The organism is Kaistia sp. 32K, assembly GCF_016629525.1.
Classification (GTDB): domain Bacteria; phylum Pseudomonadota; class Alphaproteobacteria; order Rhizobiales; family Kaistiaceae; genus Kaistia.
Window position 1 is genome coordinate 5,051,177 of the sequence record NZ_AP024269.1, and the last position, 22,225, is coordinate 5,073,401.

Annotated in this window: 21 protein-coding genes; 16 read left to right on the forward strand and 5 right to left on the reverse strand. The window is 66.8% G+C overall.

From position 1 onward, the window contains the following. Positions 1-18 precede the first annotated feature (18 nt). The 8 genes from K32_RS23305 to K32_RS23340 all read left to right on the forward strand — a co-directional run bounded on the left by K32_RS23305 (position 19) and on the right by K32_RS23340 (position 8,011). On the forward strand, positions 19-1,329 hold the full coding sequence (locus K32_RS23305) for an O-acetylhomoserine aminocarboxypropyltransferase/cysteine synthase family protein (RefSeq protein WP_201401769.1): 1,311 nt from the start codon (positions 19-21) through the stop codon (positions 1,327-1,329). Positions 1,330-1,355: 26 nt separating this feature from the next. Next, complete coding sequence (locus K32_RS23310; RefSeq protein ID WP_201401770.1) at positions 1,356-2,390, forward strand: ABC transporter substrate-binding protein; 1,035 nt, start codon at positions 1,356-1,358, stop codon at positions 2,388-2,390. Positions 2,391-2,397: 7 nt separating this feature from the next. Continuing rightward, positions 2,398-3,399, forward strand: a complete 1,002-nt coding sequence (locus K32_RS23315; RefSeq protein ID WP_201401771.1) for an ABC transporter permease — start codon at positions 2,398-2,400, stop codon at positions 3,397-3,399. Further along, positions 3,393-4,187 (forward strand): ABC transporter ATP-binding protein, encoded by a 795-nt coding sequence (locus tag K32_RS23320; RefSeq protein ID WP_201401772.1) that lies wholly within the window; start codon positions 3,393-3,395, stop codon positions 4,185-4,187. The genes K32_RS23315 and K32_RS23320 overlap by 7 nt, the downstream gene beginning before the upstream one ends. Then, a complete protein-coding gene (locus tag K32_RS23325) occupies positions 4,184-4,525 on the forward strand; it encodes a hypothetical protein (protein WP_201401773.1) in 342 nt (113 codons plus the stop codon). Before K32_RS23320 ends, K32_RS23325 begins: the two co-directional genes overlap by 4 nt. A 172-nt stretch (positions 4,526-4,697) precedes the next feature. After that, positions 4,698-5,741: an amino acid ABC transporter substrate-binding protein gene (locus K32_RS23330; RefSeq protein ID WP_201401774.1), complete on the forward strand. Its 1,044-nt coding sequence runs from the start codon at positions 4,698-4,700 to the stop codon at positions 5,739-5,741. Positions 5,742-5,753: 12 nt separating this feature from the next. Continuing rightward, positions 5,754-6,920 carry an amino acid ABC transporter permease gene (locus tag K32_RS23335; protein WP_201401775.1) on the forward strand — a complete coding sequence of 389 codons (1,167 nt, stop codon included), beginning with the start codon at positions 5,754-5,756 and terminating at the stop codon, positions 6,918-6,920. Next, complete coding sequence (locus tag K32_RS23340) at positions 6,917-8,011, forward strand: amino acid ABC transporter permease (protein ID WP_201401776.1); 1,095 nt, start codon at positions 6,917-6,919, stop codon at positions 8,009-8,011. The genes K32_RS23335 and K32_RS23340 overlap by 4 nt, the downstream gene beginning before the upstream one ends. 42 nt (positions 8,012-8,053) lie before the next feature. Here the strand turns inward: K32_RS23340 and K32_RS23345 are convergent, their stop codons facing one another. Next, entirely contained in the window at positions 8,054-9,484 is a 1,431-nt protein-coding gene (locus tag K32_RS23345) for an aldehyde dehydrogenase family protein (protein ID WP_201401777.1), read from the reverse strand. A gap of 178 nt (positions 9,485-9,662) precedes the next feature. Between K32_RS23345 and K32_RS23350 the strand changes: the two genes are divergently transcribed. The 3 genes from K32_RS23350 to K32_RS23360 all read left to right on the forward strand — a co-directional run bounded on the left by K32_RS23350 (position 9,663) and on the right by K32_RS23360 (position 12,791). Next, positions 9,663-10,277 carry a hypothetical protein gene (locus K32_RS23350; RefSeq protein WP_201401778.1) on the forward strand — a complete coding sequence of 205 codons (615 nt, stop codon included), beginning with the start codon at positions 9,663-9,665 and terminating at the stop codon, positions 10,275-10,277. Positions 10,278-10,673: 396 nt separating this feature from the next. Beyond that, positions 10,674-11,780 (forward strand): linear amide C-N hydrolase, encoded by a 1,107-nt coding sequence (locus tag K32_RS23355; protein WP_201401779.1) that lies wholly within the window; start codon positions 10,674-10,676, stop codon positions 11,778-11,780. Between the two features lie 147 nt (positions 11,781-11,927). Next, complete coding sequence (locus K32_RS23360; RefSeq protein ID WP_201401780.1) at positions 11,928-12,791, forward strand: hypothetical protein; 864 nt, start codon at positions 11,928-11,930, stop codon at positions 12,789-12,791. A gap of 82 nt (positions 12,792-12,873) precedes the next feature. Here the strand turns inward: K32_RS23360 and K32_RS23365 are convergent, their stop codons facing one another. Both K32_RS23365 and K32_RS23370 read right to left on the reverse strand, forming a co-directional pair. Beyond that, positions 12,874-13,587: a YbhB/YbcL family Raf kinase inhibitor-like protein gene (locus K32_RS23365; RefSeq protein ID WP_201401781.1), complete on the reverse strand. Its 714-nt coding sequence runs from the start codon at positions 13,585-13,587 to the stop codon at positions 12,874-12,876. A 92-nt stretch (positions 13,588-13,679) separates the two neighbouring features. Next, on the reverse strand, positions 13,680-14,582 hold the full coding sequence (locus tag K32_RS23370) for a helix-turn-helix transcriptional regulator (protein ID WP_201401782.1): 903 nt from the start codon (positions 14,580-14,582) through the stop codon (positions 13,680-13,682). Positions 14,583-15,075: 493 nt separating this feature from the next. Here K32_RS23370 and K32_RS23375 point away from each other — a divergent pair, with 493 nt between their 5' ends. The 5 genes from K32_RS23375 (at position 15,076) to K32_RS23395 (ending at position 19,608) form a co-directional block, all read left to right on the forward strand. Further along, positions 15,076-15,462: a hypothetical protein gene (locus K32_RS23375; protein ID WP_201401783.1), complete on the forward strand. Its 387-nt coding sequence runs from the start codon at positions 15,076-15,078 to the stop codon at positions 15,460-15,462. A gap of 59 nt (positions 15,463-15,521) precedes the next feature. After that, positions 15,522-16,376, forward strand: coding sequence for a creatininase family protein (locus K32_RS23380; protein WP_201401784.1), 855 nt, complete (start codon positions 15,522-15,524; stop codon positions 16,374-16,376). 91 nt (positions 16,377-16,467) lie between these two features. Beyond that, positions 16,468-17,394 carry a dihydrodipicolinate synthase family protein gene (locus tag K32_RS23385; RefSeq protein WP_201401785.1) on the forward strand — a complete coding sequence of 309 codons (927 nt, stop codon included), beginning with the start codon at positions 16,468-16,470 and terminating at the stop codon, positions 17,392-17,394. A gap of 66 nt (positions 17,395-17,460) precedes the next feature. Next, on the forward strand, positions 17,461-18,750 hold the full coding sequence (locus K32_RS23390) for an FAD-binding oxidoreductase (RefSeq protein WP_201401786.1): 1,290 nt from the start codon (positions 17,461-17,463) through the stop codon (positions 18,748-18,750). Positions 18,751-18,822: 72 nt separating this feature from the next. After that, the gene (locus tag K32_RS23395) at positions 18,823-19,608 is read left to right on the forward strand and encodes an SDR family NAD(P)-dependent oxidoreductase (protein WP_201401787.1); all 786 of its coding nucleotides are present in this window, start codon (positions 18,823-18,825) and stop codon (positions 19,606-19,608) included. Between the two features lie 53 nt (positions 19,609-19,661). On the opposite strand, the gene K32_RS23400 is transcribed toward K32_RS23395, so the two are convergent. Next, on the reverse strand, positions 19,662-20,540 hold the full coding sequence (locus K32_RS23400; RefSeq protein ID WP_201401788.1) for an ABC transporter substrate-binding protein: 879 nt from the start codon (positions 20,538-20,540) through the stop codon (positions 19,662-19,664). 326 nt (positions 20,541-20,866) lie between these two features. After that, positions 20,867-22,219, reverse strand: coding sequence for an amidohydrolase family protein (locus K32_RS23405; protein WP_201401789.1), 1,353 nt, complete (start codon positions 22,217-22,219; stop codon positions 20,867-20,869). Positions 22,220-22,225 lie beyond the last annotated feature (6 nt).

Consider the following 22,225-nt stretch of genomic DNA (forward strand, 5'->3'; position numbering starts at 1 on the left):
GCATTTGGAGACACCCACATGACCTTCCAGCCGACAGAATTCGAGACCAAGCGCTTCGAAACCCTCGCCGTGCATGGCGGCAGCTACCGGGCCGATCCGGCGACCGGCGCCGTCGCGGTGCCGATCTACCAGACGACCTCGTTCCAGTTCCAGGACACCGACCACGCCGACCGGCTCTTCGCCCTCGACGAGCTCGGCTACATCTACAGCCGCGTCGGCAACCCGACGCAGGACGCGCTCGAGCAGCGCATCGCGGCGATCGAGGGCGGTGTCGCAGCCCTGGCGCTGGCGTCGGGGCAGGCGGCCTCGGCCTATTCGATCCTCAACCTGACCCGGCCGGGCGACAACATCGTCTCCTCAACCGGCCTCTATGGCGGCACCTATGCGCTGTTCAACGCGACGCTGAAGAATCTCGGCGTCGAGGTGCGCTTCGTCGATCCGTCCGATCCGGAGAATTTCCGCCGCGCCACCGACAGCCGCACCCGCGCCTACTACGCGGAGGCGCTGCCCAATCCGAGCCTCGAAGTGTTCCCGATCGCCGAGGTCGCCGCCATCGGGCGCGGGCTCGGCGTGCCGCTGATCATCGACAACACGGCCGCGCCGCTGACCATCCGTCCCTTCGACCACGGCGCCGCCGTCGTCGTCTATTCGGCGACGAAATATATCGGCGGCCACGGCACTACCATCGGCGGCCTGATCGTCGATGGCGGCAATTTCCCCTGGGAAGACCATCCCGAGCGCTTCCCCAATCTGCATGAGCCGGATCCGAGCCATCACGGCGCCACCTGGCTCGACAAGGCGAAGCCGCTCGGACCGATCGCCTATGTGCTGCGCACCCGCGCGGTGCTCTTGCGTGACATCGGCGCGGCGATCTCGCCCTTCGCCGCCTTCCAGTTCATCCAGGGGCTGGAGACGCTGCCGCTGCGCATCCGCCAGCACAACGAGAACGCGATCAAGGTCGCGAACTTCCTCTCGACCCATCCGAAGGTCGAGAAGGTGATCTTCCCCGGCCTGCAGGGCGGCGTCGCCAAGGAGCGCGCCGAACGCTACCTGCGCGGCGGCAAGGGCGCGCTGGTCGGTTTCGAGCTCAAGGGCGGCCGCGACGCCGGCCGTGCCTTCATCAACGCGCTCAAGCTGTTCTACCACGTCGCCAATATCGGCGACGCGCGGTCGCTGGCGATCCATCCCTCGACCACCACCCATTCGCAGCTCTCGGTCGAAGAGCAGCGCGCCACCGGCGTGACGCCCGGCTATGTGCGCCTTTCGATCGGCATCGAACACCCGGACGACATCCTCGCCGATCTCGCCCAGGCCCTGGATCACGCCTGATCCGCTCCCTTTTTCAGGAAAACGCCATGAGCATTCTCGACGGAAAGAAGCCTTCGCTGTTCGGCCGCCGCATCTCGCGGCGCGCTGCCCTGACCGGAGGCGGCGTGCTGGCCGGCGCCGCCTTCCTGGGCGTCGCCCCGACCTTCTCGGCCCGCGCCGGCAATCCGACCAAGATCCGCCTCGCCTGGACCGAATTCGCCGCCTGTCATTCGCCGCTCGCCTTCGGCGTCGCCAAGGGCATCTTTGAAAAGCACGGCCTCGACGTCGAGCTGTTCTATCAGGGCGCCAGCGGCCAGACGCTGGTGCAGGCGCTCGCCACCGGCAAGGCCGATGCCGGCGCCGGCCTGCTGCTCGACTGGGTCAAGCCGCTGGAGCAGGGCCTCGACGTCAAGCTGTTCGTCGGCTCGCATGGCGGCTGCACGCGGCTTCTCGCCTCCAAGGCCTCCGGCATCACGACGCTGGAAGGGCTGAAGGGCAAGACCATCGTCAGCTACGATCCGGCCAGCCCGCCGAAGCATTCGTTCCAGATCGCGCTCGCCCGCGCCGGCATCGATCCGGAACAGGACGTCAACTGGAAGGCCGTGCCGTTCGACCTGGTCGGCGCCACCGTCGATCGCGGCGAGGCCGATGCGCTCGCCCATCTCGATCCCTGGGCCTATTCGCTCAAGAAGCAGTACGACCTGGTCGAGATCGCCAACACCCAGACCGGCATCTTCGAAGACAAGGTCTGCTGCGTGCTCGGCGTCAATGGTCCCTTCCTCGAAGCCAACCGTGACGCGGTGCGCCGCCTCGCCGAGGCGAATATCGAGATCCACGAATATACCGGCAAGCATCCGGAAGAAGTGGCGCAGTGGTACATCGAGAACCTCAAGCCCGGTATTGAGCTTGCCGACCTCTCCGATGATCTCGGCTCCTTCGTCTACCACATCCACCCGATTGGCCCGGAGCTGGTCCAGCAGGTGAAATGGGCGGCCGAGGACCTGCAGCTGATCAAGGTGATCGACGCCTCGACCGACCCGGCGGAGCTGGCGCAGCGCGTCACCGCCAACCTGCTCGCCTGAGGACACGATGGCGGATACCACGCACGGATCGGTCGGGGGCGCGCTCCCGTCCTCGGCCCTCGTCGGCGAGGTCTGGAGGAACGGGCTGCTGGCGGCGGCGAGCTGGTTGCTCGCGGCCGCCGTCACGCTCGGCTTCGACGACGTCGTGCCCTGGGGCCAGACGGGGTTGTTCGCCACCCTTCTCGTCGTCGGAGCGGCGGCCTTCGCCGTCCTCGCCTTCTCGGTCCATCGCCTCGGCGCCGTCGGTCGCCGCATCGTCCATTACGGGCCGTGGTGGATCGCGCTCGGCCTTTGGTTCACGGTCTGGGAAATCTCGACCGCCAAGCTCGGCTGGCTGCCAAAACCGTTCTTCTCGCCGCCGCAGGGCCTGCTGCATGTCTATGTCACCGACTGGCAGCGGCTGCTCGTCTGCGTGCTCTATTCGCTCCGCCTCTGGGCGCTCGGCTTCTTCTCCGGCATCGCGGTCGGCTTCGTCGTCGGCGTCGCGCTCGGCTGGTCGAAGCGCTTCAGCTATTGGGGCATGCCGCTTCTGAAGCTGATCGGCCCGGTGCCGGCCAGCGCCTGGATCCCGAGCGCTTTCTTCGTCTTCCCGACCACCTTCGGCGCCTCGATCTTCCTGGTCGCGCTCGCCTCCGGCATTCCGGTCATCATCCTGACCGCCTCCGGCGTCGCCTCGGTCAACCGCTCGCTCTACGACGTCGCCCGGACGCTCGGCGCCGATCGGCGCTTCCTCGTCCTCAAGGTGGCGGTCCCGGCCGCGCTGCCGAACGTGTTCGTCGGCCTGTTCATGGGCCTCTATTCGTCCTTCGCCGTCCTCGTCATCGCCGAGATGCTGGGCGCCAAATACGGGCTCGGCTGGTACCTGCAGTTCCAGACCGCCTATTCGGCTTACGGCAACGTCTATGCCGCGCTGATCATCATGGCGCTGCTCTGCTCGGGCCTCGTCAAGCTGCTCTTCGTCGGGCGGGACCGGCTGCTCGGCTGGCAGAAGGGGATCGTGCAATGGTAGCCGCGCTCGCCGAACGGCCGGAAGCGGCCACCACCGGCCTCGCCATCGAGCTTCGCGGCGTCTCGCACGCCTATGACCTGCCGTCCGGCCGGCTGCCGGTGCTGGAGGATATCGACCTCGACATCGAGCCCGGCTCCTTCGTCGCGCTGCTGGGACCGTCGGGCTCCGGCAAGTCGACGCTGCTGCGCCTCGTCGCCGGGCTGGAACGCCCGGAGACGGGCAGCGTGCTCGCCGATGGCGCGCCGGTGGAAAAACCCGATCCGTCGCGCGTCCTCGTCTTCCAGGATCCGACTCTGTTTCCCTGGCGCACCGTCCGCCGCAATGTGGCGCTCGGGCTCGAGGCGCAGGGGCGGCTGAAGACGGAAGGCCACCGGATCGACGAGGCGCTTGCCCGCGTCCAGCTCGCCGATTTCGCCGACGCCTTTCCGCATCAATTGTCCGGCGGCATGGCGCAGCGCGCGGCGCTTGCCCGTGCGCTGGTCAACGATCCGCGCCTGCTGCTGCTCGACGAGCCGCTCGGCAAGCTCGACCAGCTGACCCGCCTCACCATGCAGGGCGAGTTGCTGGCGCTCTGGCGGCAATCCGGCTTCACGGCGCTGCTCGTCACCCATGACGTCGAGGAGGCGCTTCTGCTTGCCGATCGCGTCGTGATCTTCAGCGATCGTCCTGCCCGCATCCTCGGCGAGCGCCGCATCGAGCTACCCCATCCGCGCCACCGCGGCGATCCCGATCTGATCGCGCTGCGGCGGGAGATCCTTGAGCTTCTCGGCGTCAGCGAGGCGATATGAGCCGTCTGCCAATTTCACGTGATTTCGTCGGCACGGGGCTGCTTTTCGTGGGCATCGCGGCGCTCGCCGTCGCGCTCGGCTGGTGGGGGCTCGTCTTCGGCAATGTCGCGGCGAACACCACCCTGTCGCTGCCGGCGGCGGTGCCCTGCCTGGTCAACACCTCCGATCTCTGCTCGCTCGCCATGTCGCTCTGCGGCTCCGGCCACTGGTTCGGCATCACGCGCTATTCGGAGGGATTGTTTTGGGCGGGCTTCGCGCTGACGGCGATGGCGGCGACCTTCCAGTTCGCGCTCGGAGCCGGCGCCCGGGCCGAAAAGAGATCCCGGATCGATCGCTAGAATTGAAATGGATTTTTCCGTATTCCGTCCGCTTTCCTTCGGGCCATGCTTCGCAAAGCGGCGATGTTGATGGAATCATCATCGTAGTTCCGAGGAACTGACCGAGCATATCGCAGAACAAATTTACCCATATTAACCAGACGGACAGAATCCGTCCGAGGATTGACGACCCATGGCCATTTTCAAACGAAACATCATTTCCAAATCGATCGCGGCGCTCGGCGCGCTGGTGGTTTCCGGTTCGCTGCTGGCGGGAACGGCGAATGCCGGCGAAACGCTGGACAAGATCAAGTCGCGCGGCCAGATCAAGGTCGGCGTCGGCACGCTGCCCGGCTTCTTCTCGCCCGACAGCAATGGCGAGTGGCAGGGCTTCTTCGTCGATTTCGGCCGCGCGCTGGCGATCACCGTCTTCAACGATCCGATAAAGGTCGAGTTTGCGTCGTCGTCGCCGCAGCAGCGCCTGCCGGCCCTGCAGGCGGGCGAGTTCGACATCCTGCTCTCCGGCGTGACGCAGACGATCTCGCGCGCCTTCAAGCTCGGCTTCCATTTCGGCCCGATCGTCTTCTATGACGGTCAGGGCCTGCTGGTCGCCAAGTCGCTCGGCGTCGAGCACGGCAAGGATCTCGACGGCGCCACCATCGGCGTGCAGAGCGGCACGACGGGCGAATTGAACATCGCCGACTTCTTCCGCAAGAATGGCAAGACCTTCACCCCGGTCGTCATCGAGGACGACAAGGAATTCGCCTCGGTGCTGGAGTCGGGCCGCGTCGACGCGCTGACGCAGGACGCGTCGGACCTGGCGATCAAGCGGACGCGGTTGGCCAAGCCGGATGATTTCGTGCTGCTGCCCGAGCGCCTCTCCAAGGAGCCGCTCGCGCCCGCCGTCCGCGCCGGCGACGACCAGTGGCTCGAAATCGTCAACTGGACCGTCTTTGCGACGATCCAGGCGGAAGAGCTCGGCATCACCAAGGAGAATGTCGACAGCTTCCTGACCAGCGAGGATCCGACGATCAAGCGCTTCCTCGGCGTCGACCCGTCGCTCGGCGAGGCGATCGGCCTCGATCCGAAGTTCGCCTACAACATCATCAAGAATCTCGGCAATTACGGCGAGATCTACGAGCGCAACCTCGGCAAGTCGACGCCGATCGGTTTCGAGCGCGGCTACAACCAGCCCTGGACGCAGGGCGGCCTGCTCTATTCGCCGCCGTTCCGCTAGGCGGCGCGGACGATGTCGACGGTCACCCCGGACGCTCCGGCGCCCGGCCTGCCGGTCCTGAAGAACCTTCTGGGCGAGCGTCCGCTCGCCCAGATCGTCCTGTTCGTCGGCGTGATCGCCGCGCTCGGCTGGCTCGGCCAGACGATGACGGGCAACATGGCCCGCGTCGGCATTCTGCCGGGCTTCGGCTTCCTCTCCCATCCGACCAATTTCGCCATCGGCGAGACGCTGATCACCTATTCGCCGGAAAGCAGCTTCGCCCGCGCCATCTTCGTCGGCTTCCTGAACACGCTTGTGGTCTCCTTGCTCGGCTGCGTCATCGCGACCGTGCTCGGCGTCGCCCTCGGCTTCGCCCGCCTGTCGGAAAATCCGCTGCTCTCGGGCACGGTCCGCGCCTATGTCGAGCTGATCCGCAACACGCCGCTCCTGCTGCAGCTCTTCTTCTGGAGCGCCACCTTCAAGGCCTTCCCCGCCGCGCGTCAGGCGCTGGAGCCGGTCGCCGGCGTCTTCCTCAGCAATCGCGGCATCTTCATTCCGGCGTTCCGCTTCGAGAGCGGCACGGCGCTCGCCGCCGTCTCGGTCGCCCTGGTCATCGCCGCCACCGGCCTGGCGCTACGGCGGCGGATCGGCCTCTCCGTGCCAACGGCGTTGCTGGCGGCGCTCGTCGCCCTGGCGCTCCTCGCCGCCCTCCTGGTCGCGAGCGGCGGCCTGCGGGTCGACCTGCCTGTGCTGAAGGGCTTCAACATCGTCGGCGGGCTGTCGCTGACGACGGAGTTCGGCGCGCTGCTGGTCGGTCTCTTCGTCAACGCCTCGGCGCTGATCGCCGAGGTGGTGCGCAGCGGCATCCAGTCGGTGCCGCGCGGCCAATGGGAGGCGGCGCGCTCGCTCGGCCTGCATCGCGGCCAGATCTACGCCAAGATCGTGCTGCCGCAGGCGCTCCGGGTCATCACCCCGCTGATGACGTCGAACTATCTGAGCCTGATCAAGAATTCGAGCCTCGCGATCGCCATCGGCTATCCGGATCTCGTCTCGATCCTCAGCACCTCCGCCAACCAGACGGGGCAGGCGCTGGAGACGATCCTGATCATGGCGGGGATCTATCTCTCGATCAGCCTTGCCGTCTCCTACGCCATGAACCGCTACAACAAGCACTATGCCCTGCGGGGGCTGACCCGATGACCCTGACCTTTCCCGAGCCCATCGTCCGTCCGTCCGCGCGTCTCGTCGCGGAACGCTGGCAGGCCTGGCGGCGGGGCCTGTTCGGCTCGCCCGTCAACCTCTTGATCACGCTCGGCTTCGTCGCCTTCGTGCTCTGGGTCGTCGCGCCCTTCCTGCGCTGGGCGCTGGTCGACGCGACCTGGACCGGCACGGCGAAGGATTGCGCCGAACGCTCCGGCGCTTGCTGGGCCTTCATCGCCGACAAGGGCCGCTTCATCCTGTTCGGGCTCTATCCGAGCGGGCGCGACGGACAGGCGGCCGCCGCCGTGGCGCTGGTGGCGGGCCTCGTCGTCGTCACCGGCATGCCGCGCTTCTGGAGCCGCCGCCTGGTCCTCGTCTGGATCGTCACCCTCGCGGCCGCGCTGGCGGTGATGTCGGGCGCGCCGTCCGGGCCGTTGGTGGCGACGGAGAAATGGAGCGGCTTCCCGCTCACCGCGCTCCTGAGCGTCATCGGCTTCGCCGGCGCCTTTCCGCTCGGCATCGGGCTCGCGCTCGCCCGGCGCTCGGAGATGCGGCTGGTGCGCTATCTGGCGATCGCCTTCATCGAGACGATGCGCGGCGTGCCGATGATCGCCGTCCTCTATGTCTCGACGCTGCTGTTTCCGCTGATGCTGCCGGCCGGGGTGACGACCGACAAGCTGGTCCGCGCCCAGGTCGCCATCATCCTGTTCGTCGCCGCCTATATGGCCGAGATCGTCCGCGCCGGCCTGCAGTCGCTGCCGTCCGGCCAGTATGAGGCGGCGCGCTCGCTCGGCCTCTCCTGGAGCGCGACGACGCGTCTCGTCGTGCTGCCGCAGGCGCTGAAGGCGGTCATTCCGGCCTTCGTCAGCCTCGGCATCGGCCTCTTCCTCGACACGTCGCTCGTGCTGGTCATCGGCCTGTTCGATTTCCTGCATACCGCGCGGGTCGCGGCGACCGACATCAACTGGAACGGCTTCTACAACGAGGCCTATGCCTTCGCGGCGCTGGTCTATTTCAGCCTGAGCTACGCCGCCTCGCGCTACAGCCTCTGGCTCGAGCGCTATCTCCGCGTCGGCGAGCACCACCGCTGAACGAAAAGGGGCCGGCATGGCGCCGGCCCCTTTGTTAGAGCGTCAGGCCGCCTCGTAGCCGAGGATGGCCTTGGTCTCGAGGAAATCCTCGAGGCCGTATTCCGCGTATTCGCGGCCATTGCCGGACTGCTTGTAGCCGCCGAACGGCACGCCGGAATCCCAGGCCGGATAGTTGATATGCACGGCGCCGGCGCGAAGCCGCGCCGCCGCCTTGCGCGCCTGATCGAGATCGGCCGACTGGACATAGGCGGCGAGGCCGTAGGGCGTGTCGTTCGCCATCCGGATCGCGTCCTCGACGCTGTCATAGGGCAGGATCGACAGCACCGGCCCGAAGATCTCTTCGCGCGAAATGCGCATTTCCGGCGTGACGTCGGCGAAGACGGTCGGGCGGATGTAGTAGCCGCGGTTCAGATCGGCCGGGCGGCCGGGGCCGCCGGCGACCAGCGTCGCGCCCTCGGCGATGCCGCTCTCGATCAGCGCCTGGATCTTGTCGTACTGGATCTGGCTGACGACCGGGCCGAGCTTGGTGTCGGGGGCGTCCGCCGGGCCGACGACGAACTTTTCCGCCGCCTCGCGGGCGTAACCGATCACCTCGTCCTGGCGGTCGCGCGGCACGAACATCCGCGTCGGCGCGTTGCAGGACTGGCCGCTATTGCCGAAGCAGTTGGCGACGCCCTTCGGCACGGCGACGGCGAAGTCGACGTCCGGGAACAGGATGTTGGCCGACTTGCCGCCGAGCTCCTGGGCGACGCGCTTGACCGTGTCGGCGGCCGACTTCGCCACCAGGATGCCGGCGCGGGTCGAGCCGGTGAACGACATCATGTCGATGTCCGGATGGCTGGAGAGCGCCTCGCCGACGGTCGGGCCGTCGCCATTGACCAGGTTGAACACGCCGGCCGGCACGCCCGCCTCGTCGAGGATCTCGGCGAAGATGATGGCGTCGAGCGGCGCGATCTCGCTCGGCTTCAGGACCATGGTGCAGCCGGCGGCGAGCGCCGGGCCGACCTTGCAGGTGATCTGGTTCAGGGGCCAGTTCCACGGCGTGATCAGGCCGACGACGCCGATCGGCTCCTTGACGACCAGCGACGTGCCCTTGGCGTGGCGGAACGAGAAACCCTCCAGCACCTCGACGATCTTTTCGAGATGCGCGAGGCCGATGCCGACCTGGCTGTCGAGCGCGAAGGGACGCGGCGCGCCCATCTCGCGCGAGACGGCCAGCGCAAGGTCGGGGCTCCGCTTCTTGTAGATCTCGACTACGCGGCGCAGCAGCTCGAGCCGCTCGGCCGGACTGGTGAAGCCGAAGGTCTCGAAGGCGCGGCGGGCGGCGGCGACCGCCTTGTCGACATCCGCCTTGGTGCCCAGCGAGATCTGCGCGAAGGCGTCCTCGGTCGACGGATCGATCACGTCGATGACGTTCGGTACCTCGGGATCGACCCAGGCACCGTCGATATAGAACTGCAGATTGTGCGACATGATCATCCTCCGTCTGGCGAGCAGCCTCTAGATTGACCCGAGCGGGCGGCGATGTTCAACCATCAAGTACGGCGCCCCGATCAATTGGGCAGCCTTCTTTTCTCCGCTTTCGCCGTCACAATGACCGCGTCGGCGACGTCTCCATGGTGGAGCGCGAAAGCCGGCGCACGGGCTCATCATGACGACATCGGTGACGCGGCTCTCCCGACCGACGACGCTGTCTTTCGAGGACAGGCTGGCGGTGGCGACCGAACTGGCCATCCGCATGGCAGAAGCCGGGCTGATCCGCCCGGATCGCTTCCAGGTCGCGCCGCACGACATCGCCACCTATGGCGCCATCACCAAGGACGGCGAGGAACTCGGCCGCGACCTCGCGCGCTACGAGGCCTGGCGAGCCGGCGAGGCGGTCTGCGCGGCGCTCGACGATTACGGCCGCATGCTGGCCGAGCGGCTCGACGCGCTGCAGGTTCGCTGGGCGATCGACAACGATATCCGGCCGCGCTTCCAGATCGGCGATCGCGTCGTCTGGCCGAAGGTCGCGGGCGAGGACAATGTCGGCACCGTCACCGGCATCGAGCCCGGCGCGCGCTACAGCATCCTGCACGACCGCGCCGCCGCCAGCGGCTCGACGCTACGCCATCTCGTCGATTTCGAGGCCTGTCGCGCCGAGGGCGAGCCGGCGCCGCCGCGCCGCGTCCTCACCTTGCCGCGCAAGATCGGCGCGGCCCTCTCTGCCTGGCTGTCGATCGAGGCGATGGATTTCGCCATGCGGACGAGCATCATGCTGCCCTGAGGCGGGCAGCCGCTGGCGCCTGCCATGCCTGCCGCGCCCCCTTCGGAATTCAGTCAATTCGGCACAACGATAATATTGCCGCAGGATCGATTGCAGGCCTGCAACCGTTGGATGGTGCAGGGGGCGTTGTCATGCCCTTGTCATGCCGGGGATTTGGCCGACTGGCTTGTCTCCCGGGAAACGTCGAGTTCGCGCAAAAGCTGTGGCAACCACCCTTTTCGCATCGCCAGAAGTATGCCATGAGGTCAAACGGATGGACGCGACTGGGGGCGTCGCCGTCGGTCGCAGGTCGGGCTTGAGCCGCGGCCCGGCGGTGCGACGTGGCGGATGCAGAGCCCGTTCGTTGCCAGCCGCACCGACGAGTTGCAGCCCATCATACCCTCCGAGGAAAGCCCCATGTGCACCGCGCTCATCTATCAGGACGCCAACGGAAATCCCTATCTCGGCCGAACGCTGGAGCTGACGCTCGATCTTCCGTATCAGGTCGTCTACCTCCCCGCCGGCTTCTCCGCGCGGTCCGAGATCGAGGGACATCCGGCGGTTGAGTACAAGACCGCGCATGATTTTCTGTCGATCACGATGCCGGTGCGCCAGCCGACCGCGGAAGCGCCGATTGAGATCGGCGACCTGAAGGTGGTCGATGGCCTCAACGACAAGGGCCTGACCTTCAGCCTGCTCTCCTATCCCGCCGCCTCCGGCCACCAGTCCCTGGAAGCGACGCGCGCCGTGCTGTCGGCGTCCGATCTCGGCTCCTGGGTTCTCGGCTCGTTCGCCACCGCCGCCGAGGTCAAGGCGGCGCTGGCCGATCAGTCGGTGAGCGTCGTGCCGCTCCCCTTGCTCGGTGGCGTCGAATCGCCGTTCCACTACGTCGTCAACGATGCCACAGGCGGCTCGATCGTCATCGAGTTCAACCGCGGCGTCATGTCGGTCTATGACAATCCCGTCCGCGTCATGACCAACGGGCCCGAGTTCCCGTGGCATCTGACCAATCTCTCGAACTACACCTTCCTGTCCAATGTCGACAAATCGGTCGGCACCTTCGGCGCGCTCAAGGTCGCGCAGCCGGATGCCGGCATCGCCACCGCCGGCCTGCCGTCGTCCAGCACCTCGGTCGGCCGTTTCGTCCGCGCCGTCTACTATGCGAACTATGCCGAGAAGGCGACGACGCCGGACCGCGCGCTGCTGACGCTCGCCCATGTCATGAACAATTTCGACCGGCCGCGCGACATCACCGTCGACTACCCGGAAGATGGCAGCGCAGGCATGGAGGTCGCGGGCCTCACCGACCCCAATGCGAAGGACTATGTGACCGAGTACACCAGCTGGACCAGCCTCGTCGATTTGAAGCGGGGCCAGTATCTGATCCGCAGCTATGACGATTTGAACTTCATTCGCCTCGACCTGACGACGCTCGCCGGTGTCGGGCCCAAGGTTCTGCCGCTCGCCAAGCTGAGCGGCGGCGCGCAGGACGCGACGGACCTGCTGAAGGGCGTCGCCGCCTGATCGAGGCCGGATGCGTCGTCTCTTCGCGGCGCTTTCCCGACAGAAGCGGCCGGTTCGCGCTTTGGCGCGTCCGGCCGTCCCGCACGGCCAGCGGAGCCCTTCTCCCGTGAGACCATTCGTCGATCCGGCCCGCGGCGAAGGCCCGGCATGAAGCTCGCGCCGGACCTTCACCACGCGCTCCGCATGAAGATCGCGGGGCCGTGGCCGTTCATCACCTTCCGTAGCTATTCCCTCGCCGGGCGGCATTTCACCTGGCTGTCGCGCCAGCACCGCAAGGGGCTCGCCCGCGAGGCGCGCGGGCTCGAGCACGCCGCCGTGCCGTTCTGGCAGACGGAGGCCTACAACTGGTACACCGGCGCGTTCTTCGCGGTCGGATCGTTCCTGTTCATGCTGGGAAGCTTCCTGTCGATCCTGCCGGCCGAGATCGCCTCGGCCTCGACGCGGACGATCAACATCGTCTTCTTCCTGGGCTCGGTCCCCTTCACCATCGCCGGCTATCTGCAGCACTTCCAGACCGCGAATGCCGCGCCCTTCAGCGTCGATCCCACCGCCGCCACGCCCCCGGCGCGGGTATCGCTGATCGGCTGGCGGCCCGGCAGCGTCGACTGGCTGAGCAGCTTCTCGCAGTTCGTCGGCACGGTGGCGTTCAACTTCAACACGTTCGACGCGCTGGTCGCCTCGCCCGACTGGGTCCGGCAGGATTTCGAGATCTGGGTGCCTGGCATGATCGGTTCGATCCTGTTCCTCGTCTCCGGCTATCTCGCCTTCATCGAGACGAGCAGCGGCTACTGGAGCTGGAAGCCCAGGGAGCTCGCCTGGCAGATCGTCTTCGTCAATCTGCTCGGCTGCGTCGCCTTCATGATCGCCTCGACGCTCGCCTTCGTGCCGGCCGGCGGCGAGGCGTGGTGGATCCCCGATCTCGCCAATATCGGCCTGCTCCTCGGCGGCCTCGGCTTCCTGATCGGCGCGCTCCTGATGACGCGCGAAAGCGCCTCGGCGGCGCCAGGGTAGGCGATGCCTCCCCACGGAGATGCGTGTCGCCGGGAGCCGCTGCTAGCCTGCAGGATCTCGCTACAGGCTAGCCACTTCCATGTCAGTGGGTCGGCTTCGCGAGGATATGCGGGTTCAGGCTGTAGGTCCCGGTCGCTTCGCCCTCGGCCAGAATGTGACCGAGCATCGCTTTCTCCGCGGCCGGGCCATCGAACGCCCCCGTCAGGCCGAGCGACGGCGTATCCAGGGCGAACACCCGCACGACGTAGCGATGCACGCGCTCGTCATTGACGGGCGGGCACGGCCCGTCATAGCCGCCATAGGTGCCGGCCATCTCGGCGCTGGCAGCGAAGAAACTCGTATAGGTATTCGCGCCCCGACGACCGTGTCCGGTCTCTCCGACGGGTTTGCCATGCGGGATCAGGCCATCACTGTCGATTCCGGCCGGGAAAGAGCTTGTCGCCGGCGGAATATCGGTGAGCACCCAATGGTAGATGGTCTGACGGGGTGCATCGACGGCGATGACCGTTCCGGGCTTGTTGATCTGGCTCAGATCCTGGGGAACGTCGGGATCTGTCATCAGCAGCGCGTAGCTCTGCGTTCCCGCCGGGCCCGGCGACCAGGTGACCGACGGGCTGACATTCTTCGCCGTGCTTCGGTCCGGCGTGCAGAAGGCAGCCTGATCCGGAAAGCGCCCCTGCGCGTCCAGCCCGCCGATCTCGACCTTCAAGGGCTGATTGCTGGCGTGCGCCGCCGGCGCGAGCATCATGCCGGCCAGGATGGCCGCGGCGGTCAGATTTCGTTTGCGTATCGTCATGTCTCGATCCTCGTCCTTGGAACTGGCGGGGACCGTAGTGGATGCGTGAAGTCGTCATGGGCCGGTTCCGATCAGAACCGCGCCCGAAGCGATCAGGCGGCCTGCGCGTGCTTGCGATGCCGCACGGACGAAGGCGACGTGCCGAAGCTTTCCTGGAAGTGCCGCGAGAAGTGCGAACGGGAGCGATAGCCCGTCGCCGCCAGAGCATCCGCCACATCGGCGTCGCGGTCGGCCAGGATGACATAGGCCGCCCGCATGCGTTCCGTGCGGAGGAGCATCTGAAGCGATTGCGCTTCCGCGCGAAGCCGGCGGCGCAGGGTGGCTTCCGACATCGACAGCTCGGCGGCGACGCTCGCGGCGGTCCAGGGCAAATGAAGACGGTGGCGGACGAGCCGGCGAACCGCCTCGACCACGGATCCATCGACATATTTCGGCACGAGCGGCAGGATGCCCTGCTCGGCGAGGATCAAGAGAATTTCCAGGATCCGATGATCCGTCACGCGCCGCGACGCCGCTATGCGACGGGACAGGGCTTCCGCGCAGTGAACGATGGCCGAGCAGAGATCGGCGCTGATGACAGGCTTGCCGGCTCGCTCTTCCTGGCCGATGAACTGCGGCCAGAGCCGGGCCGCCTCGATCACCAGCTCGCGCGGGAAGCTGATGAACAAGGCGCGATAGAAGCCGGTCTCGGAATCCGGGTCGTTGACGACATCGACACGCGCGCCCGCCGGCAGCACGAAGGCGTCGCCCGCCGCATAGTGGCGATGGTCGACGCCCTCGATGATTTCCTTGCGCCCTTCGATGACGATGATGAGGCCGGCGGTCTGCGTCACGAGCTGGGCGATCGTTTCCCGGCTTCTTGTGACGAAGGCCGACAGGATGGGCGGCTCGCCGTTCTCCACCACGCTCCGCGTGTCGTGCATGGCCAGAGGGCGCAGCGCGCTTGCGATATTCGGACCCTGGCCGGCGCCTTCCGGCTTGCTGGATCTGCTCATTCGATCATCACCGTGTCTTCACAGGTCGTCGCCCGAAATGGCGTCGGCATCGTTTTATCACCGCTTGCCGCGGAAGCCGCCAGCCGAGTGGGGATCCCTCCGCAGACCTATTGATCCAACATATCTTTCAGTATATCACGAAAGATATCATGCGTAACCGTGTCCTCCATTCCCCTTGCCGCCGCCCCGCTCCGGAAGAGCCGAACCCGGGTCGCGGCGGCATGGCTGCCGCGCGCATGCCCCGCCGCTCGGGCGAGGGTGGCGGGCGCGCCGGCATGGAAGATGCACGCCTCGCCGCCAGACGAGGTCAGTCGGAGAAGCTCGGCGGGCGGATGAAAGTCGCCGGGCCGCCGCGCGGCCGTCTCGAATGGAGGCGCGAGGCCGGCTCAGGCCGTGAAGGCCCCGTCACGGCGATCGGCCGGGAGATATCGAAGCCGTCTTTCCGGACCGCTTCCAGGCAGTATTTTCGCTTTAATCAACCGTGGAGACTACAGTGACCCAAGAATTCGTTCCCAGCGAAGGCAAGATCCGTTGGTCGCGGCAGGAAGATGTCAAGCTTACCTGGATCCATCCGGAGCAGGAATTCTCGCACCGGTTGATCACCAAGAAGCTGCACGGCTCTTCCATCTCCTTCCACATCACGACCTACATGCCGCATTTCGACGTGATGGTCGAAGGTGACGGCGAGCACGAAGTGATCCTCTATTGCATGCATGGCTGGTCGCGTCAGATCATCGAGGAGACCGGCGAGGAGCGCATCTTCAAGCCCGGCGACGCCATGTATCTGCCGAAGAACTACCGCTACCGCCACATCATCGGCGAGGCCGGCCTTGTCATCGCCGTCGCCTCCAATCCGTCGAAGGAAGCCGGCGACATGTAGTTGTGACGCCCGGCGCCTTTGGGTGCCGGGCTCCCTTTCTTGTGAGAGAGCGTCGACCAATGAGAAGCCTTCTTTGGGAAGATCTTACGCGGACCGAGATTACCGAGCTTCGTGACCGCAATGCCCTGGTGATCATCCCCACGGGCGCCACGGAACAGCACGGCGATTTCCTCAGCACCGATACGGACATCGTGCTGTCGTCCGAGGTCGCGGCGCGCGCCGCCGCGCGCGTCACGGCCTTTCCCGTCGTCGTGGCGCCGCGTCTGCCGTTCGGGTTTTCTCCCCATCACCTGTCCTGGCCGGGCACGATCAGCCTTCGGCTCGAGACGTTCCTTTCCGTCCTGACCGACATGGTGCGCTCGATCCTCGACGCCGGCTTCACGCGCGTCCTGTTCGTGAACGGCCATGGCGGCAACGAGGCGCCGCTCCGGGCGCTCTGCGGCCAGCTGGTCACGGATGGCTATGCGGTCGGCATGACCAACTATTTCACGCCGTCGGAATCGGCCTGGATCCCGATGCTGAAGGGCGAGCTCAAGCGCGGCGGCCACGCCTGCGAGCAGGAGACCGCGCTCATGCTCGCGCTGCACGATGAAGAGCCGGCGGAGCAGCAGCGCATCCTGGAGCTGATCCAGGGGCTCGAGCCGCGCACGATGCAGCCCTGGATGGCGCCCGGCTCCGCGCTTGATCCGATCACCGAGGCCGGAGCGGGCTGGCCGCCGATTTTCCACGCCGACGATTGCGGCTATTTCGGCGATCCCGCCAAGGCCGACATCGAGAACGGCGAGCGCATCCTCGAAGCAACCGTGGAGCGGCTTGCCCGCTTCTTCACCGAATATGGCCAGGCGACGCTGCGCCTCGGCGTCGCCCGGGAGAAGGCCAAGCCCGGCTTCGCCCGGCCGCTCGGCAAGCTTTGATTGAACGATACCGGGCAGGCGATCGAAGCCTTGTCTCGATCGCGGCGCCGCCGAGCTCGGCCGCCCGGCATGCATTTGGAGAGGACAGAGGATGGCACTTCTTACGGAACAGTCGCGCGGCGTCTTCGTGATCGCGGTCACGCCGTTCAAGGACGACGGGTCGCTCGATCTCGACAGCTTGGATCGCGTCACCGATTTCTACCTCGAATCCGGCGCCGACGGCCTGACCATTCTGGGCATGATGGGCGAGGCGCCGAAGCTCACCGGCGCGGAATCGCGCCAGGTGATCCAGCGCGTCACCGCCCGGGCGCAGGGAAAGCCGGTCGTCGTCGGGGTGTCCTCGCCGGGACTGGCGGCGCTGGCCGAGGTCTCCAACGAGGCGATGGATCGGGGCGCCGCAGGCGTGATGATCGCCCCGCCGATGACGATGCGCACCGACGCGCAGATCCTCAACTACTATCGCCAGGCCTGCTCCTTCATCGGCAAGGACGTGCCGGTGGTGCTGCAGGATTTCCCGCTCGCCACGACCGTGCAGATCAGCGACGAGCTGCTCGGCCGCCTGATCGACGAACTGCCGCAGATCGTCATGATCAAGCATGAGGACTGGCCCGGCCTGTCCAAGATCTCGAAGCTGCGTGCCGCCGAGAAGAACGGCCGCCGGCACGTCTCCGTGCTGTGCGGCAATGGCGGCATCTTCCTGCCCGAGGAGGTCGCGCGCGGCGCCGACGGGGCCATGACCGGCTTCGGCTTCCCCGAGATGCTGGTGCAGGTGACCGACCTCGCGGCGCGCGGCGACATGGACCGGGCGCAGGACCTGTTCGACGCCTATCTGCCGCTGGTCCGCTATGAGCAGCAGCCGGGCGTCGGCCTCGCGGTCCGGAAATATGTTTTGGCCAAGCGCGGCGCGATCGCCTCGGCGGCGCAGCGCCAGCCGGGCGCGCAGCTCGATGCCGCCGCGCAGGCGGAGGTCGAGCGCCTGCTCAAGCGCCAGGAAAAGCGCCTTTCGGAGCTGGGATAACGGCGTAGCCTTTGCGAAGGCGCACGATGCCGGCCCGCCGGCGTTCTGGATGAATGGAAACGGGACATGCAAGTCGGATCCTTGTGGGAAGCGATCGCGCCGCCGGCGGAGCCGCTGGTCCCGCTGAGGGAGGCGGTCAAGGCCGATGTCATCGTCGTCGGCGGCGGGTTTCTTGGCCTGTCGTCGGCGCTGCATGCGGCCGAGGCCGGGCTCGATGTCGTGTTGCTGGAAACCCACCAGCCCGGCTTCGGGGCCTCGGGGCGCAACACCGGATTTGTCGTTCCGAGCCTGAAGGCGTCGCTCGGTCCGGCGGAAGTCACGCAGGCGCTTGGCGCGGACCATGCCGGAAGGTTGCTGCGGCTCGTCGCCGGCTCCGGCAATACCGTCTTCGGCCTGATCGCGAAACACGGCATCGATTGCGGCGCCGTTCAGAACGGATGGTTGCAGCCGGGGCATTCGCAGGAGGCCGAGCAGACCCTGTACGGGCGCATGCCGAGGCTGCTGGAGGCGGGCGTCGACGCGGCATGGCAGGATCGGGGCGCCATGATCGCGCGCACCGGGCTGCCGACGCTCTACGGCGGCATCCGTATCGCCTCGGGCGGGCAGATCAACCCGCTGGCCTATGCGCGGGGATTGGCCCGCGCGGCGGCGGCGGCGGGTGTGCGCCTCTATGGCGAAAGCCCCGTCACGGCGGTCGAGCGCGACGGGAACGGATGGCGTGTGCGGACAGCCGCCGGCGTGGCGCGGGCGCCGCGCGTGCTGATGACGACGAACGCGCTGATCGGCGATCTCCTGCCGCAACTGCGCGCCTCGATCATCCCGGCGCGCGTCTTCCAGATCGCGACGCAGGTTATGCCGGCCGCGATCCGCGATAGGCTGCTGCCGGACAGGGCGCCGGTCGCCGACACGCGCCGGCATACTTTCGCCTTGCGCTGGTCGCCGGATGGCAGGCTGGTCACCGGCGGACTGGTCCTGCCGGCTCCCGGCCGCATGGCGCTCGCCCGCAAGGTATTCGCGAGACGGCTCAACCGGCTGGTTCCCGGGCTGCCCGAAATCCGCTCGGAATACACATGGACCGGCGTCATCGCTGGAACGTTGGATTTCCTGCCGCGCATGATGCGGCTCGAGCCCGGTCTCGACGCCGTCATCGGCTGCAACGGGCGCGGCGTCGCCCTGACCACGACGCTCGGCCGCGAGGTCGGCTCATGGCTGGCCGGCCGCGTCACCGATGCCGAGCTCACCCTGCCGCTGACGCCGCCACGGCCCATTCCGTTCAGCCGGATCGCGGGTCTGGGGCCGGATATCATCCTGCCGGTCTGGAACGCCCGCGACAGCTACGAGGCCCGGTTCCGCTAGCGCGAAAACCTGGCCGGCTTGCAGGCAGCCGATCCGATGCATGGGGCGCGGATCGGATCAAGGGGAACCACCATGTCATTGCCATCTACCGAGCCTGAGCTGTCGGGCCGCGTCGCCGTCGTAACCGGCGGCGGCAAGCTTATCGGCCGCGCCATCTCGCTCGCCTTCGCAGAGGCGGGCGCGGCCGTTGCCGTGGTTGCCCATACCGGCAGGGCGCAGGCGGAAGAGACCGCCGAGGCCATTCGGTCTCTCGGCGGCCAGGCCCATGTCGTGATGGCCGACGTCAGCAAGGGCGAGTCGGTCGAGGCGATGATGGATACGGTCGTCGCGCAATTCGGCCGCATCGACATCCTGGTCAACAATGCCGGGATCGACGCGCATGCGCCGCTGATCTCGCTCACTGAAGCCGATTGGGATTCCGTGTTCGCGGTCCACGCGAAGGGAACCTTTCTCTGCGGCGCTGCCGCGGCGCGGCGCATGCTGCCGGCGAAATCGGGGGTGATCATCAACATCGCCGGGGCGTCCGCGCATCGGTCCTGGCCCGGCGGTGGCGCCTACGCTCCGGCAAAGGCCGCGGTCGTCAACCTCACGCGCCAGATGGCGCTCGAATGGGCGCCGGCCGGCATCCGGGTCAATGGCGTGAGCCCGGGCCCGATCGTTTCGGCCGAGCCCGATTGGCGTGTCGCGTTCCCCGAATATGTCGAGCGCTTCGGCAAGCTTCCGTTGCAGCGGCCGGGCACCCCGGAAGAAGTCGCCAGCGCCGTTCGGTATCTCGCCTCGCCGCAAGCGAGCTACATCACCGGACAGATGCTGGTGGTCGACGGCGGCAGCACGGCGACCTGGTACATGACGGCGTAAGCCGCCCGCGAGCCCCGCTTCCCACCGGAAGCGGGGCCGCGTGTTTCGATCCGTTACTGGCCGGCCTTCTCGGCCAGGTTGATCCCCGGCGCCCCGATCTTCATGCCCTCGACGTTCCACTTGGCCATGATCTTGTCATAGGTGCCGTCGGCATAGACCGCCTGCAGCCCGGCCAGGAGCGCTTCGGAGAGCTGCGTGTTCTGCTTCAGGACGATCATGCCGACAAAGTCCTTCGGGAATGTCGAACCGTCGACCATCCGGATCGGACGGGGTCCCTTGGCCTTGATCTCGCCGGCCATGGATGCGCCGGTCAGAATGAAGTCCACCCGACCCGAATAGAGAGCCAGAATCTGGGCATCTCCGGCGGTGAAGAGCTTCAGGTCCGGCTTGGCCATCCCCTTCGACACGCAGAATTGCGTCAGGTCGTTCTCGAGAAAGCCGACATAGCTCGTGCCGGACTGTACGCCGACGGTCTTCCCGCACATCGAGACGACCTCGCTGGTCGCGGCCTGGTTGTCCTCCATGGCAAACGCGCCCATCGCCGCATTGGCGTAGTTCACGAAGTTCAGCGTCTTGCGCCGCTCGGCGTTCTCGGAAATGGAGAGCATCGCGACGTCGTAGCGATTGGACATGATGCCCGGGATAAGACCGGCGAAATCGATGGATTCGGTCTCGACCTTGACGCCGAGCTTTGCGGCGATCGCCGCGGCGAGATCGACCTCATAACCCCGCAGGGTGCCGTCGGCGTCGATAAAGGCGTATGGCGGCCATTTGGCTTCGGTCGCCAGATGAAGAACCCCGGCCTGGCGGATCGTTTCGGGCAGCATCTCCTTGAGGTCGGCGGCGTGACCGGCCGCGGCGCCGGCTACAGACATCATCGCGGCCATCGCCGCGGGCCTCGCCAGCTTTGCGAGCACCTGAACCAAGACCATCTTCGTCTCTCCGTGTGGGGGTGAAAGTCCGTTCGTCGATGCCGGGCCGCACGATCAGATCTGCCCGTTTCGATGCGGATATTCTGCGGATTTCCCACGCGGCTGTCAGCAACATATTCCGTTAAATATTGTGTCTGATATTTATTGCGAGTGATGTCGCGGGGCGCCTGTACCGACACGGTGGGGGAGGGGCGACACTGCCGATGAACGGTCGGCGAAAGGGGCTCGGGAAGGATCGACCGGACCCATCTTCGCGTTCAGAGTGTCGACGGACGCCAAACGTCCGTCGATCGCTCCTTATCGCCATCCGACGCCCGGGCGCGGTCCTAGTGAGCCGGCAAAATGCTTTGGAACGGCGCGGAGTTCATGATCATGTCGAGCGCGGCCGTTCCGCGTTCGACAATCTCCGTCTCGTTGGAGCGTGTGTAGTCGCCATGCTGCACGACGATCTCGCCGTCGACCATGACGATGTCGACGTCGGCGCGGCAGCCGAGCGCGACAACAGCCTTCACCGGGTCCTGCAGCGGCCTGAGGAAGGGGCTTTCGAGGCTCAATACGGTGAGATCCGCCGTCGCGCCGATGGCAATCCTGCCGAGGTCGGGGCGGCTTACGGCGTTCGCGGCCTCGCGGGTAACTGCCGCGATCAGATCCCGCGACGTCGCAACATCCGCCCGTCCATCCCGGCATTTCGAGATCAGCGCGGCGGCGCCCAGCTCGGAGATGAGATCCATGTTGTAGCCGTCGGTTCCGACCAGCGTTCGCACCCCGTGCTCGCGGAAGCGCGAGAAGGCGGCCGTGACGCCGGCCCTCGCATAGGTCCGCGGGCAGTTCACGATCGTCGAGCCGGTCGCCGCCATTGTCCGGAGGTCGTCATCCGAGGCCAGGATACAGTGCGCCGCCAGCAGATCCGGCCCGAGCATCCCGAGACTGTCGAGAAACTCGATCGGCGTCTTGCCGCCCTCTCGGTTGGAGACCGTCGCAACCTCACCTTCGCTTTGCGCGAGGTGAAGGGTGATCTGCGTCTCCACCTCGCGCGCCCGGCGGGTCGCCGCCAGCAGCAGATCCCGGTCGCAGGTATCGCTGCCATGTGGGCTCATCACGACCCGGATGCGTCCGTCGGCCGCCTGATGCCATGTCTCGAACAGCTCGTCCCACGCCTCGAGGCAGGAAGCGCCGATCTCGTTGCCCGCCGGATCCTTTGAGAACAGGTAGGGCGCGCCATAGAAGCGAATCCCCATTTCCGCGGCGGCGTCGAACATTTCCGGGAACCAGTTGCGGAACGGCTCCATGACGGTGGTGGTTCCGCCCTTGAGGAGTTGCAACACGCCCAGTCTGGCAATGTCCAGCCGTTGTGGCCGGCTGAGGGATTTCAGCAATTCGCTCCCCGTGCCGGAAATGGGGCCGAGGACGCGGAGGAGATCATCGCCGCTCGCCATCGGCAGATCTTCGGTTCGGGATCTGGAGAACGCCTCCGCGCAGCAGTGGTTGTGCAGGTTCAGCAGGCCCGGCAAGACGAGCCGGCCTGGCTCGTCCAGGACGCGATCGGCCTGCGGGCGCCGATCCTGCAGGGCGACGATCCGGTTGCCCTCGATCAGCAGCCATTGATCGCGCAGCATTTCCGGTTCGCCCTGCCGTTCCGCCAGAACGTAGCTGCCGAAGATTGCCGTCGTCGTGCTCATGATGTT

Coding starts and splice junctions, on each gene's coding strand:
- K32_RS23305 (WP_201401769.1), top strand. CDS start 19: ATGACCTTCCAGCCGACAGAATTCGAGACCAAGCGCTTCGAAACCCTC.
- K32_RS23310 (WP_201401770.1), top strand. CDS start 1,356: ATGAGCATTCTCGACGGAAAGAAGCCTTCGCTGTTCGGCCGCCGCATC.
- K32_RS23315 (WP_201401771.1), top strand. CDS start 2,398: ATGGCGGATACCACGCACGGATCGGTCGGGGGCGCGCTCCCGTCCTCG.
- K32_RS23320 (WP_201401772.1), top strand. CDS start 3,393: ATGGTAGCCGCGCTCGCCGAACGGCCGGAAGCGGCCACCACCGGCCTC.
- K32_RS23325 (WP_201401773.1), top strand. CDS start 4,184: ATGAGCCGTCTGCCAATTTCACGTGATTTCGTCGGCACGGGGCTGCTT.
- K32_RS23330 (WP_201401774.1), top strand. CDS start 4,698: ATGGCCATTTTCAAACGAAACATCATTTCCAAATCGATCGCGGCGCTC.
- K32_RS23335 (WP_201401775.1), top strand. CDS start 5,754: ATGTCGACGGTCACCCCGGACGCTCCGGCGCCCGGCCTGCCGGTCCTG.
- K32_RS23340 (WP_201401776.1), top strand. CDS start 6,917: ATGACCCTGACCTTTCCCGAGCCCATCGTCCGTCCGTCCGCGCGTCTC.
- K32_RS23345 (WP_201401777.1), bottom strand. CDS start 9,484: ATGTCGCACAATCTGCAGTTCTATATCGACGGTGCCTGGGTCGATCCC.
- K32_RS23350 (WP_201401778.1), top strand. CDS start 9,663: ATGACGACATCGGTGACGCGGCTCTCCCGACCGACGACGCTGTCTTTC.
- K32_RS23355 (WP_201401779.1), top strand. CDS start 10,674: ATGTGCACCGCGCTCATCTATCAGGACGCCAACGGAAATCCCTATCTC.
- K32_RS23360 (WP_201401780.1), top strand. CDS start 11,928: ATGAAGCTCGCGCCGGACCTTCACCACGCGCTCCGCATGAAGATCGCG.
- K32_RS23365 (WP_201401781.1), bottom strand. CDS start 13,587: ATGACGATACGCAAACGAAATCTGACCGCCGCGGCCATCCTGGCCGGC.
- K32_RS23370 (WP_201401782.1), bottom strand. CDS start 14,582: ATGAGCAGATCCAGCAAGCCGGAAGGCGCCGGCCAGGGTCCGAATATC.
- K32_RS23380 (WP_201401784.1), top strand. CDS start 15,522: ATGAGAAGCCTTCTTTGGGAAGATCTTACGCGGACCGAGATTACCGAG.
- K32_RS23385 (WP_201401785.1), top strand. CDS start 16,468: ATGGCACTTCTTACGGAACAGTCGCGCGGCGTCTTCGTGATCGCGGTC.
- K32_RS23390 (WP_201401786.1), top strand. CDS start 17,461: ATGCAAGTCGGATCCTTGTGGGAAGCGATCGCGCCGCCGGCGGAGCCG.
- K32_RS23395 (WP_201401787.1), top strand. CDS start 18,823: ATGTCATTGCCATCTACCGAGCCTGAGCTGTCGGGCCGCGTCGCCGTC.
- K32_RS23400 (WP_201401788.1), bottom strand. CDS start 20,540: ATGGTCTTGGTTCAGGTGCTCGCAAAGCTGGCGAGGCCCGCGGCGATG.
- K32_RS23405 (WP_201401789.1), bottom strand. CDS start 22,219: ATGAGCACGACGACGGCAATCTTCGGCAGCTACGTTCTGGCGGAACGG.